Source organism: Nocardiopsis flavescens (assembly GCF_900141985.1).
In the GTDB taxonomy this organism is placed as follows: domain Bacteria; phylum Actinomycetota; class Actinomycetes; order Streptosporangiales; family Streptosporangiaceae; genus Nocardiopsis; species Nocardiopsis flavescens.
This window is the reverse complement of sequence record NZ_FQZK01000007.1, coordinates 139,602-158,791: the sequence shown is the minus strand read 5'-3', so window position 1 is coordinate 158,791 and position 19,190 is coordinate 139,602. Positions and strand designations below refer to the sequence as shown.

General features: G+C 73.0%; 11 protein-coding genes and 1 riboswitch. Of the genes, 7 read left to right on the top strand and 4 right to left on the bottom strand.

The genetic code is table 11. From position 1 onward, the window contains the following. Positions 1 to 96: 96 nt before the first annotated feature. From glgB to BUE45_RS14110, 4 genes are all read right to left on the bottom strand, one after another. The gene (gene glgB / locus BUE45_RS14125; protein WP_394328515.1) at positions 97 to 2,736 is read right to left on the bottom strand and encodes a 1,4-alpha-glucan branching protein GlgB; all 2,640 of its coding nucleotides are present in this window, start codon (positions 2,734 to 2,736) and stop codon (positions 97 to 99) included. A 90-nt stretch (positions 2,737 to 2,826) separates the two neighbouring features. After that, positions 2,827 to 4,212: a maltokinase N-terminal cap-like domain-containing protein gene (locus tag BUE45_RS14120; protein WP_073379777.1), complete on the bottom strand. Its 1,386-nt coding sequence runs from the start codon at positions 4,210 to 4,212 to the stop codon at positions 2,827 to 2,829. A 1-nt stretch (position 4,213) separates the two neighbouring features. Further along, positions 4,214 to 6,139: a maltose alpha-D-glucosyltransferase gene (gene treS / locus BUE45_RS14115; RefSeq protein ID WP_073379776.1), complete on the bottom strand. Its 1,926-nt coding sequence runs from the start codon at positions 6,137 to 6,139 to the stop codon at positions 4,214 to 4,216. 109 nt (positions 6,140 to 6,248) lie between these two features. After that, positions 6,249 to 8,219 (bottom strand): alpha-1,4-glucan--maltose-1-phosphate maltosyltransferase, encoded by a 1,971-nt coding sequence (locus tag BUE45_RS14110; protein ID WP_073379775.1) that lies wholly within the window; start codon positions 8,217 to 8,219, stop codon positions 6,249 to 6,251. Positions 8,220 to 8,969: 750 nt separating this feature from the next. Between BUE45_RS14110 and BUE45_RS14105 the strand changes: the two genes are divergently transcribed. The 7 genes from BUE45_RS14105 to BUE45_RS14075 all read left to right on the top strand — a co-directional run bounded on the left by BUE45_RS14105 (position 8,970) and on the right by BUE45_RS14075 (position 19,174). Next, positions 8,970 to 11,084, top strand: coding sequence for a transglycosylase domain-containing protein (locus tag BUE45_RS14105; RefSeq protein ID WP_073379774.1), 2,115 nt, complete (start codon positions 8,970 to 8,972; stop codon positions 11,082 to 11,084). A 146-nt stretch (positions 11,085 to 11,230) separates the two neighbouring features. After that, positions 11,231 to 11,336, top strand: a riboswitch (TPP riboswitch). Positions 11,337 to 11,443: 107 nt separating this feature from the next. Next, positions 11,444 to 12,055 carry an ECF transporter S component gene (locus tag BUE45_RS14100; protein ID WP_073379773.1) on the top strand — a complete coding sequence of 204 codons (612 nt, stop codon included), beginning with the start codon at positions 11,444 to 11,446 and terminating at the stop codon, positions 12,053 to 12,055. Between the two features lie 2 nt (positions 12,056 to 12,057). Beyond that, positions 12,058 to 13,608 (top strand): ABC transporter ATP-binding protein, encoded by a 1,551-nt coding sequence (locus BUE45_RS14095; RefSeq protein WP_073379772.1) that lies wholly within the window; start codon positions 12,058 to 12,060, stop codon positions 13,606 to 13,608. Then, complete coding sequence (locus BUE45_RS14090) at positions 13,595 to 14,383, top strand: energy-coupling factor transporter transmembrane component T family protein (RefSeq protein ID WP_073379771.1); 789 nt, start codon at positions 13,595 to 13,597, stop codon at positions 14,381 to 14,383. Before BUE45_RS14095 ends, BUE45_RS14090 begins: the two co-directional genes overlap by 14 nt. Positions 14,384 to 14,438: 55 nt before the next feature. Further along, entirely contained in the window at positions 14,439 to 15,227 is a 789-nt protein-coding gene (locus BUE45_RS14085; protein ID WP_073379877.1) for an enoyl-CoA hydratase/isomerase family protein, read from the top strand. Positions 15,228 to 15,587: 360 nt separating this feature from the next. Continuing rightward, positions 15,588 to 17,966 (top strand): bifunctional serine/threonine protein kinase/MFS transporter, encoded by a 2,379-nt coding sequence (locus tag BUE45_RS14080; RefSeq protein ID WP_245833156.1) that lies wholly within the window; start codon positions 15,588 to 15,590, stop codon positions 17,964 to 17,966. A gap of 428 nt (positions 17,967 to 18,394) precedes the next feature. After that, on the top strand, positions 18,395 to 19,174 hold the full coding sequence (locus tag BUE45_RS14075; RefSeq protein WP_178378532.1) for an electron transfer flavoprotein subunit beta/FixA family protein: 780 nt from the start codon (positions 18,395 to 18,397) through the stop codon (positions 19,172 to 19,174). The last annotated feature ends 16 nt before the right edge of the window (positions 19,175 to 19,190 follow it).

Genomic DNA, 19,190 nt, shown 5'->3' with positions numbered 1-19,190 from the left:
GCGGCGCCCGTGGCCCGTGCCACCGGGGCGGCGCCGCGGGGCGCCGCGGACCCGGCCCGGGCACCGGTCCGACGCCGGTGCCCGGACCCGCGGGGCTCAGGGCCGGTGCTCGAACCAGACCGCGCCCAGCGGCGGCAGCGTGATCTCCGCGGAGAACGGCTGCCCGTGCCAGGTCTGGGCCTGGGCCTCCACGTGCGAGGGCGCCGGGTGGTCCGACCCCCCGAACCGGGCCTCGTCGGTGTTGAGCACCGCGGCCCAGCGCCCCTCCCAGGGCAGGCCGATCCGCCAGTCCGTGCGCGGCACCGGCGAGAAGTTCACCGCGCACACCAGTGCCGAGCCGTCCTCTCCCCGGCGCACGTACGACAGGGTGTTGCCCTCGCGGTCACCGCCGTCGAGCCACTGGAACCCGGCCGGGTCGGTGTCCAGCGACCACAGCGCCGGACGCGGCCGGTAGAGGTCGTTGAGCGCCTTGACCAGGCGCTGCGCCCCCGCGTGGTGGTCGTAGCGCAGCAGCCACCACGGCACCCCGTCCACGTGCGACCACTCGTCGCCCTGGGCGATCTCGCCGCCCATGAACAGCAGCTGCTTGCCCGGGTGCGACCACATGAACGCCAGCAGCGCCCGCAGGTTGGCCGACCGCTGCCACTCGTCCCCCGGCGGCCTGTTGAACAGCGAGCCCTTGCCGTGCACCACCTCGTCGTGCGAGAGCGGCAGCACGTAGTTCTCGCTGTACGCGTACACCATCGAGAAGGTGACCTCGTCGTGGTGGTATTGCCGGTGGACCGGCTCCTTGGCGACGTACTCCAGGGTGTCGTGCATCCACCCCATGTTCCACTTGAGCCCGAACCCGAGCCCCCCCTGGTCCACCGGCCGGGTCACCCCCGGGTAGGCGGTGGACTCCTCCGCGATCATCACCGCGTGCGGGTTGCGCCGGTACACGACCGTGTTGAGCTCCTTGAGGAAGTCGATCGCCTCCAGGTTCTCCCGGCCGCCGAACACGTTGGGCTCCCACCCGCCGTCCTCGCGCGAGTAGTCCAGGTACAGCATGGACGCCACCGCGTCCACCCGCAGCCCGTCGATGTGGAACTCCTCCAGCCAGTACAGCGCGTTGGCCACGAGGAAGTTGCGCACCTCGGTGCGCCCGTAGTTGAAGATGAGCGTGCCCCAGTCGGGGTGCTCGCCCCGGCGCGGGTCCGGGTGCTCGTACAGCGCGGTGCCGTCGAACCGGGCCAGCGCCCACTCGTCCCGCGGGAAGTGCGCGGGCACCCAGTCCAGCAGGACGCCGACCCCGGCCCGGTGCAGCGAGTCCACCAGGTGCCGGAACTCGTCGGGCGAGCCGAACCGGGGCGTGGGCGCGAAGTACGACGTGACCTGGTACCCCCAGGACCCGTCGTAGGGGTGGCCGGCCACCGGCAGCAGCTCCACATGGGTGAACCCCAGCTCGGTGACGTACTCCACGAGCTGCTCGGCAAGCTCGGAGTAGGAGAGCCCGGGCCGCCACGACCCCAGGTGCACCTCGTACACGCTCATCGGCGCCCGGTGCGGCTCCACGCCCTTGCGCTCGGCCATCCACTCCTGGTCGGACCACACGTGCGAGGACGTCGTGACCACCGAGGCGGTCTGCGGGGGCACCTGGGTGGCCCGGGCCATCGGGTCGGCCCGTTCGCTCCAGTGCCCGTCGGCGCCCAGCACCTGGAACTTGTACAGCGCGCCGTCGCCCACCCCGGGGACGAACAGCTCCCACACGCCGCTGCCGCCCAGGCTGCGCATGGGGTGGCCGGTGCCGTTCCACAGGTTGAAGTCGCCGACCAGGCGCACCCCGCGCGCGTTGGGGGCCCACACCGAGAAGGAGGTGCCGGACACCTCGCCCGCACCGGTCTCCACGGTGCGGGTGTGGGCTCCCAGCGCCCGCCACAGCTCCTCGTGCCTGCCCTCGCCGACGAGGTGCAGGTCCAGGTCGCCCAGGGTGGGCGCGAACCGGTACGGGTCCGCGGCGACGTGCTCGCCGCCGTCCTCGTAGCGGGCCGCGACCCGGTACTCGGCGGGGTCGCCGAGCTTCTTCGCGGGCACCTGGGCGGTGAACACGCCCCGGTGCAGGTGCTCGGCCCGCACCCGCTCGCCGTCGCGCAGCTCCAGGTGGACCTCGACGGCGTGGGGCCTCAGCACCCGCACCACGGTCGCCCGGCCGCGCGCGTGCACGCCCAGGACGGAGTGCGGGTCGTGGTGGTGGCCGTCGACCAGGCGGTCGATCTCCTCGGCCGGCCCCGCGGCCGCCCGGGCCGGGGCCGTGCGTGCGGGCGCCCTCCCCGCCGGGGCCGCCTTGGCGCGGCCCCTGGTGGCGGGCGAGGTGCCCGCCGAGGCCTTCTTGCGGGCCTGCGGCTTCTCGGCGGCGGACCCGCCCGCGGACGCGGCCTTCGCCGCGGCCGGTGCCTTCTTCGGGGCCGCGGTCTTCTTCGGGGCCGCGGCCTCCGCGGCGGCCGGTGCCTTCTTCGCGGGCGCGGCCTTCTTCGCGGATGCCGCCTTCCCCCCGGACGCCGCCCGGGCGGGCACCGCCTTCTTCGCCGGCGCGGCCCCGGAGGCGGCCGTGCCGCCGCTGCGCGCCCGCGGCGCCTTCTTCTTCTCCGGCGCGGCCTTGCTCCCGGTCTTCTCCGCGGAGGCGGCCTTGCTCCCGGACTTCTTCGCGGTCTCCTCATCGGTGGTCGCGCGCGGACGCTGTTCGCTGCGTGGCGAGGACAATGCGGCTCCGTGGTACTCGTGAACAGGGACGGTGGACAGGCAGGGGAGGGGAGCAGGGCGGGCGGCCCGCCGCGGACGGCGGGCCGCCGGTCACCGGGGCACCGGGGGCGCCACCGCCGCGGAGGCGATGGACTCCAGCGGTACCCGCAGCCAGTGCGGCCGGTTGCGGGCCTCGTACAGCACCTCGTACACGGCCTTGTCGAACTCGAAGGCCCGCAGCACGGCCAGGTGTTTCTCGGGGTCGGCGCCGCCGCCGTCGGCGTAGCCGCGGCAGAACGCCTCGCGGTTGGCCCGGGCCCACGCCCGCGCCGACCACTCCAGTTCCTCGTCGTCGGGGTGGCCGACCAGCAGGTACCCGGCGGCGTAGTCGAAGGAGCGCAGCATCCCGGCCACGTCCCGCAGCGGGCTGGAGGGGCGCCGGCGCTCGGCGACGGAGACGTTGGGCTCGCCCTCGAAGTCGAGCAGCACCCACCCCCCGGACCGGGTGCGGATGACCTGCCCCAGGTGGTAGTCGCCGTGGACGCGCTGGATGGGCAGCGGCTCGTCGACCCGGGCGAAGTCGGCGTAGGCCTCCATCACCCGGGGCGCGTGCTCGGCCAGCTCGGGCACCTCGGCGCTGGCCATGGCCAGCCGCTCCACCATGGCGTCGGCCAGTTCGGCGACCGCCGTCACCGACAGCACGTCCGTGGGCAGCGTCCGGGCCAGGGCGCTGTGCACCTCCGCCGTGGTGCGCCCGAGCAGGGCGGCGTCCCCGGTGAAGGACGTCTCCGCCTCCCGGCCCCCGCCCCGGGTGAGGGCCTCGGCGTCGGCGGTGGCCAGCACCCAGCCGTCCGAGGCGCCGGGGATGTAGTCCTGGAGCATCGCCAGGGTGGTGGCCTCGGCGTACCCGGGCAGGTCCGCCTCGATCCACCCGCAGGGGCGGGCCACGTACGGCGACCCGTACAGCGCCCGGTTGAGCTCCAGGTCGGGGTTGGGCCCGGGCCACACCCGCCGGAACGTCTTGAGGACGTAGTCCTCGCCGAACACCAGCGAGGTGTTGGACTGCTCACCGGTGAGCAGCCGTCCCGCGGATCCGGTGCGGATCCGCTCCCCGCGCAGGGTGCGGAACCGCACGCCGCCCGCCGCGGCCGGTGCCGCGAAGCGCTCCAGCAGCATGGCGGTCAGCTGGGTGTCGTGCGCCGCGTCGTAGATGACCCGCGACCTCCCGCCCGGGGACTGGCAGACGCCGATGGCGGTGCCGGCCAGGTCCGCGGGCAGGGAGCGCGAGGGCCGGGAGCCCAGCAGCACCTGGTAGCGGGAGCTGCGGCCGCGCTGTCCGGCGCGGACGACGAGCAGGTTGAGGTCGGGTCCCTCGGGGCCGGCGGACACCAGGGTGTGCCGGCTCTCGACGCGGATCTGCTGGATGGGGATCCCCTTGCCGGAGAACCAGCGCTGACGGGGTATCCATACGGCCAGGAGCTCTTCGAGTTGGGACATGTCAGTCGGGCCTGTTCCCCTTCTCTCCGGAGGGCGGTGTGGTGGCCGCGGAGTGGTGGGCTCCCCCGGTGCCGGGGGCCCGCCCGCCCAGTGCGGTCCGGGGGCTGAGCCCGGCCGCGGGCAGGCCGTAGGTCGGCGCCTCGTCCTCCTCGCCGACCGGGAGGACGGGTCCGGGGTCGGCGGCGGGCGGCAGCTGGAACCAGTAGAAGCCGTGGCCGGGCAGGGTGAGCAGGTACGGCAGCTCGCCGATCCGCGGGAACCGCACACCGCCCACGCACTCCACCGGGTTCACCCCGGCGTAGCGGGACAGGTCCAGCTCCACCGGCTGCGGGTGCCTGGACAGGTTGTTGACGCACAGCATGCGGTCGTCGCCGTGCTCGCGGATGAACGCGAAGACGCTCGGGTTGCTGGCGTCGAGCTCGGTGAACGCCCCGGTGCCGAACACCGGGTGCCGCTTGCGGATCTGGATCATCCGGCGGGTCCAGTGGAGCAGCGAGCCGGGGTTGGCGCGCTGGGAGTCGACGTTGACCGCCTGGTAGCCGTACACCGGGTCGAGGATGAGCGGCAGGTACAGGCGCCCGGGGTCGCCGGTGGAGAACCCGGCGTTGCGGTCGGCGCTCCACTGCATGGGCGTGCGCACGGCGTCGCGGTCGCCCAGCCAGATGTTGTCGCCCATGCCGATCTCGTCGCCGTAGTACAGGACCGGGGACCCGGGCAGGGACAGGAGCAGGGCGGTGAAGAGCTGGATCTGGTTGCGGTCGTTGTCCAGCAGGGGCGCGAGCCGCCGGCGGATCCCCACGTTGGCGCGCATGCGGGGGTCCTTGGCGTACTCGGAGTACATGTAGTCGCGCTCCTCGTCGGTGACCATCTCCAGGGTCAGCTCGTCGTGGTTGCGCAGGAAGATCGCCCACTGGCAGTTGGCCGGGATCTCCGGGGTCTGGGCGAGGATCTCCGAGATCGGGAACCGCTGCTCCTGGCGCACCGCCATGAACATGCGCGGCATCAGCGGGAAGTGGAAGTTCATGTGACACTCGTCGCCGCCCGACTCGTGGTCGCCGAAGTAGTCGACGACCTCGGACGGCCACTGGTTGGCCTCGCTCAGCAGGACCCGGCCGGGGTAGAGGCGGTCCACCTCCGAGCGCACGCGCTTGAGGAACTCGTGCGTCTCCTTGAGGTTCTCGCAGTTGGTGCCCTCGCGCTCGTACAGGTAGGGCACCGCGTCCAGCCGGAAACCGTCGATGCCCAGGTCCAGCCAGTAGCGCAGGACCTCCAGGATGGCCTCCTGGACGGCCGGGTTCTCGAAGTTGAGGTCGGGCTGGTGGGAGAAGAACCGGTGCCAGTAGTACTGGCCGCGGACCTCGTCGTAGCTCCAGTTGGACGTCTCGGTGTCGACGAAGATGATCCGGGCGTCCTCGTAGCGGTCCTTGGTGTCGGACCACACGTAGAAGTCGCCGTAGGGGCCCTCGGGGTCCTCCCGGGAGGCCTTGAACCAGGGGTGCTGGTCGCTGGTGTGGTTCATCACCAGGTCGGTGATGACGCGGACGCCGCGCCGGTGCGCCTCGTCCAGCAGCTCCACGAAGTCGGCGGTGGTGCCGAACTCGGGGAGGATCTTGAAGTAGTCCGAGATGTCGTAGCCGCCGTCGCGCAGGGGGGACTCGTACATCGGCAGCAGCCAGATGCAGTCGATCCCGAGCCACTGGAGGTAGTCCAGCTTCTGCACCAGCCCGGCGAGGTCGCCGGTCCCGTCGCCGTTGGAGTCGCTGAACCCCCGGGCGAGTACTTCGTAGAACACGGCGTGCTTGTACCAGTAGGGGTCACCGGTACCGCCGGAGGACATGAGCGGGCCGGTGGCGGCCCCGGTGGCCGGCGCGAGCGGACCGTGCGCGAGGTGTTCGGTGAGACCCGGTCCGGACTCGTCGTTGCTCATCTACTGCTCCCCACCAATGAATGTTCGACATCGGATCAACGGTTGACCGGGGCATGGGAGGGGCGCGGGCGGACACCGTCCGCCGCGCCCCCGGCTGCTCCGCGGGCCGCTATCTGCCGCTGACGGTGAACACGTGCGCGGGCCCCTGCGCGGGGTCGAGCCGGACGTAGTTCGCCGCTCCCCAGGTGTAGGCGGCACCGGTCAGCTCGTCGGTCACCTTGAGTTCCTCCTCCCACGCACGGCCGACGGACGGCAGGTCCAGGTGCACCGTCGCCTCGCGGGCGCGGTGCGGGTCGAGGTTGACGACCGCGATGACCGCGTCGTCGGGGTCTCCGGGGCGCTCGCCGGGGCGGTGCTTGGAGAAGCAGAGGATCTCCGGCCGGTCCGTGTGGTGGAACCGCAGGTTGCGCAGTTCGCGCAGGGCCGGGTGCTCCCGGCGCAGCCGGTTGAGGCGGGTGATGAGGCCCGCGATGCTCCGGCCCTCGGCCTCGGCGGCGGCCCAGTCGCGCGGCCGGTACTGGTACTTCTCCGAGTCCATGTACTCCTCGCTGCCGGGCCGCACGGGGGTGTTCTCGCACAGCTCGTAGCCGGAGTAGACGCCCCAGGTGGGGGAGAGCAGCGCAGCCAGGACCGCGCGCACCTCGAAGGCGGGGCGCCCGCCGTCCTGGAGGTAGGCGTGGAGGATGTCCGGGGTGTTGGTGAAGAGGTTGGGGCGCAGGTAGTGGGCGGTGTCCCGGCTCAGCTCGGTGAGGTAGTCGGTGAGCTCGTCCTTGCCGTTGCGCCAGGTGAAGTAGGTGTAGGACTGGTGGAACCCGGTCTTGGCCAGGGTGCGCATCATGGCGGGGCGGGTGAAGGCCTCGGCGAGGAACAGCACGTCCGGGTGCTTCTTCGCCACGTCGGCCAGCAGCTTCTCCCAGAACGCCACCGGCTTGGTGTGCGGGTTGTCGACCCGGAAGATGCGCACCCCGTGGTCGATCCAGTGCTGGACGACCCGGCGGATCTCCTTGTAGAGGCCGGGGAAGTCGTTGTCGAAGTCGAGCGGGTAGATGTCCTGGTACTTCTTGGGCGGGTTCTCGGCGTAGGCGATGGACCCGTCGGCCCGGGTGGTGAACCACTCGGGGTGCTCGGTGACCCACGGGTGGTCGGGGGAGCACTGCAAAGCCAGGTCCAGGGCGATCTCCAGGCCGTGCCCGTGCGCTTCGGCGACGAAGGCGTCGAAGTCGGCCAGGGTGCCCAGGTCCGGGTGGACGGCGTCGTGGCCCCCCTCCGCGGAGCCGATGGCCCACACCGACCCGGGCTCGCCCGGTCCCGCGGCGAGGGCGTTGTTCGGGCCCTTGCGGTGGCCGTGCCCGACCGGGTGGATCGGCGGCAGGTAGACCACGTCGAAGCCCATGTCGGCGATCGCGGGCAGCCGCTTGGCGGCGGTGGCGAAGGTGCCCGAGACCTGCCGTCCGGGGGCGGTGTCCACCTGGGCGCCCTCGGAGCGCGGGAAGAACTCGTACCAGGAGCCGAACAGGGCGCGCTCGCGGTGCACGGCGACGCGGGTGCGCGGCGAGCGGGTCACCAGCTCGCGCAGGGGCTCGGCGTGCATGGCGTCGAGCACCTCGGGGGTGATCGCGGCCGCGTAGCGCTCGGCGGGCTCCAGGGAGGCGTCCCGCAGGACGGCGGCGGCACGGGCCAGCACCGGCCTGCGGGGGACGCGGCGGGCCGCCCGCGCCAGCAGCCGGGCGCCCTCCTCCAGCACGAGGCCGGTGTCCTGGCCCAGGGGCAGCTTGACCTCCGCGACGTGGTGCCAGGTGGCGAACGGGTCGCTCCAGGCCTCGACGGCGAAGGACCACCTCCCCTCGGCGGGGAGGGAGATCTCCGCCTCGTGGCGGTCGGTCCCCGGGGCGCGCTCGCTCATGCGGACGAGGCGCTCCCGGCGGCCCTTGGGCGAATAGACGACGACGCCCGCGGCGAGGGAGTCGTGCCCTTCGCGGATGACGGTCGCGCCGACGGTGAAGCGTTCACCGGGGACGGCTTTCACCGGGCCGAGATCGTTGTCCGGAGAGATGGCGAGGATGGGCAGTCGTCCGATCACTGGCTACACCGTAATTGTCGTGGTACGGGCGTTTTAGAGGGGCGCTTCGGTTCTCGGAAGTCGGAAATAACCCGGAGTTAATCCAAAGCAAGACGGAGTTAACGAAGAACCGGATCGGATTCTGTCCGGATTGCGGCTTCGGTGCCCTCCGCTCTCTATCGTGTGCCCTCTCGTGTGGTTTGGCGGAGTACCAGGGCCGGATAATTTATGTGATCCTCGCCACACTATGCCTGTGAGCCCTTGGCTGGTATTTGCCTGGTTTCACCTGGGCAAACCTCGCAAACCAGTCAGAAGGCGACAGGCGTTTCGGGTGTCTCTCTGGTTGTTCTGCCATTTTCTGCGGTGAAAAGTCGGAAAACTCATCGGTCATGTTGCGGGAAGGTGTCGGGTGGGTAGGGGTGTCCGAATGCCCGGAGGGGGCGCCTGACCTTATTGCGGACATGCCCGTGTGTCCGAATGATCTTCCCGGGGATGCTTGGTCTGGATTCTGCGCTTCGTTGCGGTGTGCCGTGTCGGACCGCTCTGTTTCGCCTCGATGTCGAGGAATTGAAATGCCCGTTTCGTTGAGCTGTGCAACTGGCGTGAGTGATGTCCGGTCTGTGGGCTTTGCCATGGATTGATGAAGCTTTTCAGTGACACGCCCGATCCCGTCCCGGGCGCCGCCGCCCGGCCCTGCGAGTGTGGGCGGCGCAGCAGTGCCCCGTCCGCGCCCCGCGCGCGGACGGGGGCCACACGGCGTAGGGGGGCGACGTGACGGAGCCGAACCGGACGGAACGGCCGGGACCGAGACGGCGGGCGGTCCTGAGACTGGCGGGGACGGGCGCGCTCGCGGGGCTGCTGACCGCGGCGCTCGTGATGCCCTGGGCGGGCGGGCTCGGACTGGCCGCCCGCGACGCCGCGTCCGGGTTCATGGCGCTCCCCGCCGACCTGGAGATCTCCCGCCTGGCCGAGCGCGTCCTCATCACCGACGTGGACGACCGGCCCATCGCGGAGGTCGCCCGCCGCGAGCGCGAGGTGGTCGACCTGGAGCACATCAGCCCCTGGGTCCCGGCCGCCCTCATGGCGGTCGAGGACGAGCGGTTCTACGAGCACTCCGGGCTGGACCTGCGCGGGCTGCTGCGCGCCGCCACCCGCACCGCCCAGGGGGACACCCAGGGCGGCTCGACCATCACCCAGCAGTACGTCAAGAACCTGCTCATCGAACAGGCCACCGACGAGGAGGGGGTCCAGCGCGCCAGCGAGCGGACCCTGGTCCGCAAGCTCGTCGAGCTGCGCTACGCCATCGACGTCGAGGACCGCCTGTCCAAGGACGAGATCATGCAGGGCTACCTCAACCTCGCCTACTTCGGCGCGGGCGCCCACGGGATCGAGATCGCGGCCCGCCGCTACTTCTCGACGACCGCGGAGGAGCTGGACCCCGGCCAGGCGGCGACCATCGTCGGCCTGGTGCGCGCCCCCTCCTACTACGACCCCCTCACCAACCCCGAGGCCGCGATGGAGCGGCGCGATCTGGTGCTCGACCGCATGGTCGACACCGGGCACCTGGAGGAGGCGCAGGCCGCCGGGTACCGCGGGGCCGACCTGGGCCTGGACCCCACCCCCCGCGGCGGCAGCTGCTACCACAGCGACGAGCCGTTCTTCTGCGACTACGTGATGCGCTGGCTCCAGGACTCCGAGGCGCTGTCCGAGGACCCCGCCGAGCGCGACTTCCTGCTGGGCCGCGGCGGCATCACCGTGCGCACCACCCTGGACTCGGACATGCAGGCCGCCGCGCAGGAGGCCATCGACGGACGGGTGCCGCCGGGGAACACCACCAAGTTCGCCGCGCAGGTGCTGGTGGAGCCCGGCACCGGCGACATCCGGGCGATGGCCCAGAACATGCGCTACGGGTTCGACGAGCAGGAGGTCGGGACGACCTCCATCAACCTCGCCGTCGACCAGGCCGACGGCGGCTCGCACGGGTACCAGGCCGGGTCCACCTTCAAGACGTTCACCCTGGCCGCGGCGCTGGACAAGGGGCTCAAGTACGGGACCGGCTTCAACTCCCCCAAGAGCGTCTCGGTGAGCGGGCTGGCCAACTGCGACGGCGGCACCATGTCGGCGTGGAAGGTCAACAACGCGGGTGAGAGCGACGGCGGCTCGCACAACATGATCAGCGCCACCAAGGGGTCCGTGAACACCTACTTCGCCCAGCTCCAGCGCCGGGTGGGGCTGTGCGAGACCTCCCGGATGGCCGAGCGGGTCGGCGTCCACCGAGCCGACGGCGGCCCGCTGGGCGTGTGGAGCTCCTTCACCCTGGGGGACCAGGAGGTCTCCCCGCTCACCGTCGCCAACGCCTACGCCACCTTCGCCTCCCGCGGCACCTACTGCGAGCCCCGCGCGGTGGTCTCGGTGACCATCGGACGGGAGGGCGACGAGGACCACCGCGAGATCGGGACGCGCTCGGACTGCGAGGAGGGCGCGGTGCCGGTCCACGTGGCCGACGGCGTCAACCACCTGCTCCAGCAGACCTTCAAGGGCGGTACCGCCAACGGGCTGGGCATCGGCCGGCCGGCCGCCGGCAAGACCGGCACCACGGACAACGCGGCCTACGCCTGGTTCGCCGGGCACACGCCCAACCTGGCCTCCGCGGTGGTGGTCGGCGACATCCGCGGCGGTGAGCAGAACCCGCTCCAGGGCGTCCAGATCGGCGGCAGGTACTACGGGATCGTCTACGGCGGCACGCTGCCGGGGCCGATCTGGCAGGCCACGATGACCCGGGCGGCGTCCGACCTGCCCGCGGAGTCCTTCGCCCCGTCGCCGTCCCGCTTCGGCGACCCGTCGGCGACCCCGCCCAAGAAGAAGGAAGAGGACGACGACGCCTGACCTTTGCCGGGCGGGCGTCCGCCGCACGGCGCGGACGGGGTCCGGGGCCGGCCCCCGCGGGAGCGGGGGCCGGCCCTGCGGCGTTCCCCACGGCGGGACGGATCGTCCCGGGGGTGGTCTTTCGTCCCGGATGGCGCATAATGGGGGCGAACCGACAGGGGAGCGCGTGAGCGCTGAGAGTGCGGACCGACCGCAGACCCTTACACACCTGATCCGGGTAATGCCGGCGAAGGAAGTCGTGGGAACCGCCACCGGTGGCGCGTCTCGCGCACCGGAGGACCCCCTCCGGAGCGCCGCGCGCCCCGGTGCCGCTCTCGGCGGTATCCGCCCCTCGTCACACCGACGAAGGGACACCGAGTATGGGCACCGACACCGCCTCCGGCGGAACGTGGGCCGACATCAGGGCACGGGCGCTCGGCTGGCGCACCGTCGACATCGTCGTCGCCGCGGTGCTGGGCGTCGCGGTCGGCGTCGTCTTCTGGCTCTGGAACATCGTCTGGTCCGTCACCACCCCGCTGTTCGTGGCCTTCCCGCCGGCCCAGGCCGCCGTCTACGGGATGTGGCTGATCTCCGGCGTCCTGGGCGGGCTCATCATCCGCAGGCCCGGCGCCGCCCTGCTGACCTCGGTCGCCGCCGCCTCGGTGTCCGCGGTCCTGGGGACCCAGTGGGGGGTCATGGTCCTCCTCGACGGCACCCTCCAGGGCATCCTGCCCGAGCTGGTCTTCCTCGCCTTCGGCTACCGGCGCTGGGGCATGGGCGCGGCGGTCCTGGCCGCGGCCGCCGCCGGGATCTCCCCGGCCATCCGCGACAACATCGCCTACAACGTCACCTGGCCGCTCCACCACCAGGTCGTCTACGGGGTGATCGTCGTGCTCAGCGCCGCCGTCATCGCCGGAGTGGGGGCGCGCCTGCTCACCACCGCCCTGGCCCGCTCCGGGGCCCTGGCCCCCTTCGCCTCGGCCAAGGGCTGACCGTGGCCGAGGACGGACGCCCCGGAGCCCGCGTCGAGCTCTCCGGATGGGGGTGGCGCCACGCGGGCCGGGACGCGCACACCCTGCGCGGGGTCGACCTGGTGATCGACCCCGGCGAGCGCGTGCTGCTGCTCGGCGCCTCCGGCACCGGCAAGTCGACGCTGCTGCACGCCCTGGCGGGGCTCACCGGCGACGACGGCGCGATCGGCGGCGACGAGGAGGGCCTGCTCCTGGTGGACGGGGAGCGGGCCCGCCGCGGCCGGGCCGGGGCGGCGCTGGTCGCGCAGGACCCCGAGTCCCAGATCGTCATGGCCCGGGCCGGGGACGACGTCGCCTTCGGCCCGGAGAACCTGGGCGTGCCCCCGGAGGGGATCCGCGAGCGGGTGGGCGAGGCGCTGGAGGCCGTCGGGTTCCCCTACGGCCCGCGTCACCCCACCGGCGCGCTGTCCGGCGGCGAGAAGCAGCGCCTGGTCATCGCCGGGGCCCTGGCGATGCGCCCGCGCCTGCTGCTGCTCGACGAGCCCACCGCCAACCTCGACCCGGCCGGGGCGGACCTGGTGCGCGGGGTGCTGGGCCGCCTGCTGGAGCGGACCCGCGCGACGATGGTGCTGGTGGAGCACCGGGTCGCCGAGGTCGTCGACCTGGTGGACCGGGTCGTCGTCCTGGAGGCCGGGGGCGGCGTGGTCGCCGACGGCCCGCCGCGCTCCGTGTTCGCGGACCACGGCGCCGCGCTGGCCGCGCAGGGCGTGTGGGTGCCCGGTCACGAGCCCGCGCCCTCCACGGGCGCCGCGCCCGGCGGCGCGGTGCTGCTGGAGGCCGCGGGGGTGGCCGCGCGCACCCCGCCGGGGCTGGGCGTGCGCGTCCCGCCCCGGCGCCCGGTACTGGAGAACGTGGACCTGGCGGTGCGGGCCGGGACCGCCACCGCGCTGACCGGCCCCAACGGGGCGGGCAAGTCCACCCTGCTCACCCTCCTCGCCGGCCTGGCCCGGCCGTACCGGGGCGCGGTGCTGCCGCGCGGCCCGCTGGCCGCGGCCGACCGGCGGCCGCTGGCGCGCTGGCCGGCCCGCCGGCTGGCCCGGCACGTGGGCACCGTGTTCCAGCACGCCGAGGACCAGTTCGTCACCGGCACCGTCCGCGACGAGCTCCGGTTCGCCCCGCTGCGCGCCGGGAGGGGCGCACGGGAGACCGAGGCGTGGGTCGGCGAGCTGCTGGAGCGACTGCGGCTCACCGCGCTGGCCGATGTGCACCCGTACACGCTTTCCGGGGGAGAGAAACGGCGGCTTTCGGTCGCCACCGCGCTGAGTTCCGGACCCTCGCACGCCCCCGACGTCCTGGTCCTGGACGAGCCGACCTTCGGACAGGACACCCGCACCTGGTCCGAACTGGTGGAGCTGCTCGGCGAGCTGCGGTCGCAGGGCCGCGCCGTCGTCATGGCCACCCACGACGGGCTGCTGCTGCGGCGCCTGGCCGACGTGCGCGTCCGGGTCGCCCGGGGGCGGGCCGAGGAGACCGGCCGCACCGCGGCGGAAGGGGGCACCCGTGGCCGACCGTGAACCCGGGGCGCCGGTCGCCGACGCCCTCACCCTCGACCCGCCCGACGACGGCGGAGCCCGGTACTGGCTGACCCGGTTCAACCCCGCGGCCAAGCTGGTGGCCGCGATGGTCCTGGGGCTGGGGCTGGTCCCGGCGGTGGACGCCGTCACCGGCGGCGTGGTGCTGCTGGGGGTGCTGGCGCTGGTCCCGTTCAGCGGTCTGGACCGGCGCACCCTGCTGGTGCTGGGCGGGCCGTTCCTCCTCATGGGCCTGTCGAGCGGCCTCGTCAACTACCTCTACGGGGTGGAGGGGCTGGAAGGCGCGGTGGGCGCCGCGGTACGCCTGCTGGCCATCGCCCTGCCCGGACTGATCGCCGCCGCGGGGAGCGACCCCACGGACCTGGCCGACGGCCTGGTCCAGCGGCTGGGGGTGCCCGAGCGCCCCGCCATGGGGGTGCTGGCCGCACTGCGCCTGCTCCCGCTCCTGGCCGACCACTGGCGGACCGTCACCCTGGCCCGGCGGGCCCGCGGACTGGAGGCGGGGCGCAACCCCGCGCGGATGGCGGCGCTGTTCTTCGGTCGGATGTTCGCGCTGCTCGTGCGCGCCATCCGCACCGGGACGCTCATGGCCACCGCCATGGACGCCCGCGCGTTCGGCACCGGGCCGCGCAGCCGCGCCCGCCACAGCCGCTGGGGGACCGGGGACACGCTCCTGCCGGTCGGCGCGCTCCTGCTGCTGGCGGCGGCCTACGCGCTGTCCGCACGGCTGGGCACCCTGGTCCTGCTCTTCTCGTGACCCGGGTGATAGGAATCGCTGGACAGTGACGTCGACAGGCGAAGAGGTGGAGCACGTGGCCGAGTTCGTGCGCGTTGAGACCGACCCCGGGCACCCGGCGGTGGCCGTGATCCGGCTGGACCGACCCAAGGTGAACGCGCTCAACGCGGTGCTGACCGCCGAGATCGCCGAGGCCGCCGCGGCCGTCGCCGCGGACCCGGCGGTCCGCGCGGTCGTGGTCTACGGCGGCGAGCGGTTCTTCGTGGCGGGCGCCGACATCAAGGAGATGGCCGACCGCACCCACGCGGAGATGCTGGAGTACGCCCGCGGCCTCCAGAACGCCCTGACCGCCGTGGCCCGCATCCCCAAGCCGGTCGTCGCGGCCGTCACCGGCTACGCCCTGGGCGGGGGCCTGGAGCTGGCGCTGGCCGCCGACTTCCGGGTGGTGGGCGCCGGGGCCCAGCTGGGCGTGCCCGAGATCCTGCTCGGCGTCATCCCCGGCGCGGGCGGCACCCAGCGGCTGCCGCGGCTCGTCGGCCCGGCCCGCGCCAAGGAGATGATCTTCAGCGGCCGCCACGTGGACGCCGCCGAGGCGAAGGAGATCGGCCTGGCGGACGCCGTCGTCGCCGACGGGGAGGTCTACGCCGAGGCGGTGGCCTTCGTCGCCCGCTTCGCCGAGGGGCCGGCGGTGGCGCTGGCCGCCGCCAAGGGTGCGGTGGACCGGGGACTGGAGACCGACCTGGACACCGGCCTGGAGATCGAGCGCCTGCACTTCGCCGGGCTGTTCGCCACCGAGGACCAGAAGACCGGCATGCGCAGCTTCCTGGAGCAGGGGCCCGGCAAGGCCGTCTTCCGGGGCCGCTGACCCCGGCCGGCCGCCCCGGCGCCGGTCGCGGGGCCCGCGACCGGCGCCGGGGCGGCCACGGGCCCGCAGGACAGGGGGGACGGGGCGGGTGTGACGGGCACGGCGAGACCGAAACGCCCACCCCGGAGTCCGAAACCGGCCAGTTCGGGCAGGCCGGGGGGAACCGCCCGCGCGGATCTTCCGTCATACTCGGTGGTGGTCGTCCGACGAGGAACCGACCGCCGGAGCCCCCAGAACTTCCCGGCGGTGCCGAGCAGACCACAAGGCCCCGTCGGGCCCGTACAAGCCAATGGTGACCCATCCCCCCGGCCGATAAGCTGGACGTGGTGGTATGCGGTCTTTTGAGGGGATGAGTACACGATGGCAATGTCGGCAGGGTTCCCCATGGGCGAGGAGCTGCCGGAGCGCATCGGCCATTACGTGATCCGCCGCCGCATCGGCTCCGGCGGCATGGGCGTGGTGTACCAGGCCGAAGATCCCCGGACCCAGCAGTTCGTCGCGGTGAAGGTCCTCAAGCCCGAGGTCGCCGGCGACCGCATCGCCCGCGCCCGGCTCGCCCGCGAGGTCGAGACCATGCGCCGGGTGCAGAGCCCCAACGTTGCCGAGGTCATCGACGCCAACACGGACGCCGAGCTGCCCTGGGTGGTCACCGAGTACATCCCCGGCCCCACCCTGGACGCCACCGTCACCGACCACGGACCGCTGCGCGGGCGCGCGCTCACCCGGTTCATCACCGGCCTGGCACGGGCGATCAAGGACATCCACGCGGTCGACGTCATCCACCGCGACCTCAAGCCCGGCAACGTCATCATCTCCAACGGCGAGCCGATCGTCATCGACTTCGGCATCGCCCACGCCGTCGACGGCGCCAAGCTCACCCAGACCGGCACGTTCGTCGGCACGCCCAGCTACCTCTCCCCGGAGGTCATCGAGGGCACCGCCCTGGGGCCGGCCACCGACATCCACGCCTGGGGCGGCACCGTCGCCTTCGCCTCCACCGGCCGCCCGCCGTACGGCTCGGGCGCCTTCGAGGTGATCTTCTTCCGCATCCTCAACGGCGAGATCGACATGGACGGGATGCACGAGGCGCTGCGCCCGCTGGTCCTGCGCGCCGTCTCCCGCGACATGCGCCGCCGCCCCACCGCCGCCGGGCTGGTGGACGAGGCGGGACGGCTCAACCTCGACCTCCCCTGGACCGAGGACCCCGGAGCCAAGCCCTCCGGGCTGACCGGCAGCCACACCGTCTACCACGCCCCGGTCCCCGGGGCCGACGCCGGCGCGGGCGGGCGGCCCCCCGCCGACCCGGCGACCGGGGGCCAGGGCGGCGCGGGCGCCGCCCTGGGCGGTGCCGCGCTGGGCGGCGCGGCCGGGTACCTGGCCAGCCGGATGACCCACGGCGGGGGCGAGGGCGGCTGGAACGGCGGGCCCGACTCCACCGCGAGCGCCTGGTCCGCGTCCGGCGACCGGGGCGCCGAGGCCCGTGCTGAGTCGGGCGGCTGGGAGGACGAGCCCACGGACGACCTGTCCGGGGGCCGCCACGGCCGGCGGGCCGACGAGGAGCCCACCGACGACCTGGGCGGCATCGGCACCGAGCGCATGGCCCCGGGGCGCTACGACGACCCGGGCGAGCAGGGCACGGAGCGGATCGCCCCCGGCGGGGCCGACGACCTGGACGACCCGCAGGGTACCCTGCGGATCAACCCGCTCGCCGACGACGCGGGCACACAGCGCTTCGACCCGGTGCCCGCCGCCGACGACCCGCAGGGGACGATGCGCATCGACGCCGTCCGCCCGGACGCCGACGACCCGCAGGGCACGATGATGCTCGACCCGCGCGACACGGCCCGGGGCGGCCGCTCCCCCCTCGACTACGAGGAGCCCCCGCAGCACGACGGGGCCCCGCAGACGCAGTTTTTCAACACGCCCCTGCACAAGGGCGACTTCTCCGACATCCTCACCCCCGTCGACGACGGCCGGCGGAGCAACAGCACGCAGCAGTTCGACGAGGACGACTACGAGGAGCAGGGCGGCTGGCTGAACCGCTTCCGGCGCGGCGGCAGCGACCGGATGGGCGGGTACTTCCGCGGCGACAGCGAGACCGGCGAGTACGACGAGTACGACTCCCTCTACGAGGAGGAGGGCGAGGAGTACGAGGAGCGCGTCTACCGGATGCACCCGCTGGTGCTCATCCCGGTGGTGCTGGCCCTGGCCGGGCTGGGCCTGGTGTTCCCGTGGATCGGCATCCTGCTCGGCATCCTGGTCATCGCCGGGCTGAGCGCGCTGGACGTGGTCAAGGCCGAGCACGCCAAGCGGCTCCAGACGCGCGGGCCCCGCAACTCCGACACCGTGGTGGTGGCGCTCAGCTTCCCGTGGGCGTTCGGGCGGATGCTGCTGCGCACCGTGGGCTTCGGCCTGGTGTACCTGGTGGCGGGCATCCTCGTGGGCCTGGTCTACGCCCAGATCGTGGACACCGGCAACGAGGGGCCCAACTACATCGGCGGGTTCGCCGTGTTCGTGACGATGCTCCTGAGCTACCTGATGCCCAGCGGCCGCCAGGCCCGGCACCAGGCGGTGTGGCTGGTGGAGCGGGTCCGGTTCCGCAACCTGTACCTGTACATCGGCGTGATCGTCGCCGTGATCCTGCTGGCGATGCTCATCCTGTCGTTCGGCTTCGGCTCCGCGCCCGACTGGCGGCTCGGCCCGCTCCAGGGCCCCGCGGACTGGTTCGGCGGCGAGTAGCCGGCGTGACGCCCGCCGGGCGCCCCGCGCTCCCTCGGGAGCGGGGGCGCCCGTGTCGTTCCCGGCCCCGGACCGGTGCCGCCGGGGCGGGGCCGGACCGGGCGGTGACTAAGGTGTGACAAGGGGCTCGGGGCCGGTCGCCCACCGGCCCGCAGGACGGTCCGCCGCCCCGCGTGCGGTGCCGCCGGAGCCTGTGCCACCAGGATTGGTTAGGGTTTCCTAAGTGAAATCGGGGGCCGTGGGTTGGCCTTCATGCTACTAGCCAGTAACATAAGGGCTATGAGTACACCGCGGGACCGGTCGACCGGAAAGACCGGCCCCGCCGTCGGAGGACCGAACGTCGTTCGACATTGTTGGCAGTACGGGGCGCGCCAGCGTCCGGCCGCCGCACGGCGGATCACGGAGTGCAGGGAGGTCGGCCACCGGCCATGAATATTGTCGTTTTGGTCAAGCAGGTCCCGGACACGGCGACCGAACGGAAGCTCAGCGCCGAGGACAACACGCTGGACCGCGCAGCGTCCGACGGCGTCGTCAACGAGCTCGACGAGTACGCGATCGAGGAGGCCCTTCTCCTCAAGGAGAAGCACGGCGGCGAGGTCACCATCCTGACGATGGGACCGGACCAGGCCACGGACTCGATCCGCAAGGCGCTGTCCATGGGCGCCGACAAGGCCGTCTTCGTCAACGACGACGCGCTCCACGGCTCGGACTCGCTCCAGACCGCCTACGCGCTGGCGCAGGCCCTGGGCACCCTGGAGTTCGACATCGTCGTCCTGGGCTCGGAGTCCACCGACGCCCGCACCGGCGTCGTCGGCGCCGCGCTCGCCGAGTACCTCGGCCTGCCCCAGCTCACGCTGGCCGGCAAGGTCGACGTGGACGGCGGCGCCATCAGGATCCAGCGCCAGACCGACTACGGCTACGACGTCGTCGAGGCGCAGCTGCCCGCCGTCGTCTCCGTCGTGGAGAAGATCAACGAGCCGCGCTACCCGTCCTTCAAGCTGATCATGCAGGCGAAGAAGAAGCCGGTGGACAAGAAGTCCGCGGCCGACGCCGGCATCGACACGGCCAGGGTCGGTCTGGCCAACGCCACCACCGAGACCGTCGACTTCGCCGCCGCGCCGCCGCGCGCCGCGGGCACGATCGTCAAGGACGAGGGCGACGGCGGCGTGAAGATCGCCGACTTCCTCGCCGAGAAGAAGTTCGTGTAGGTCAGGCGAGAGACTC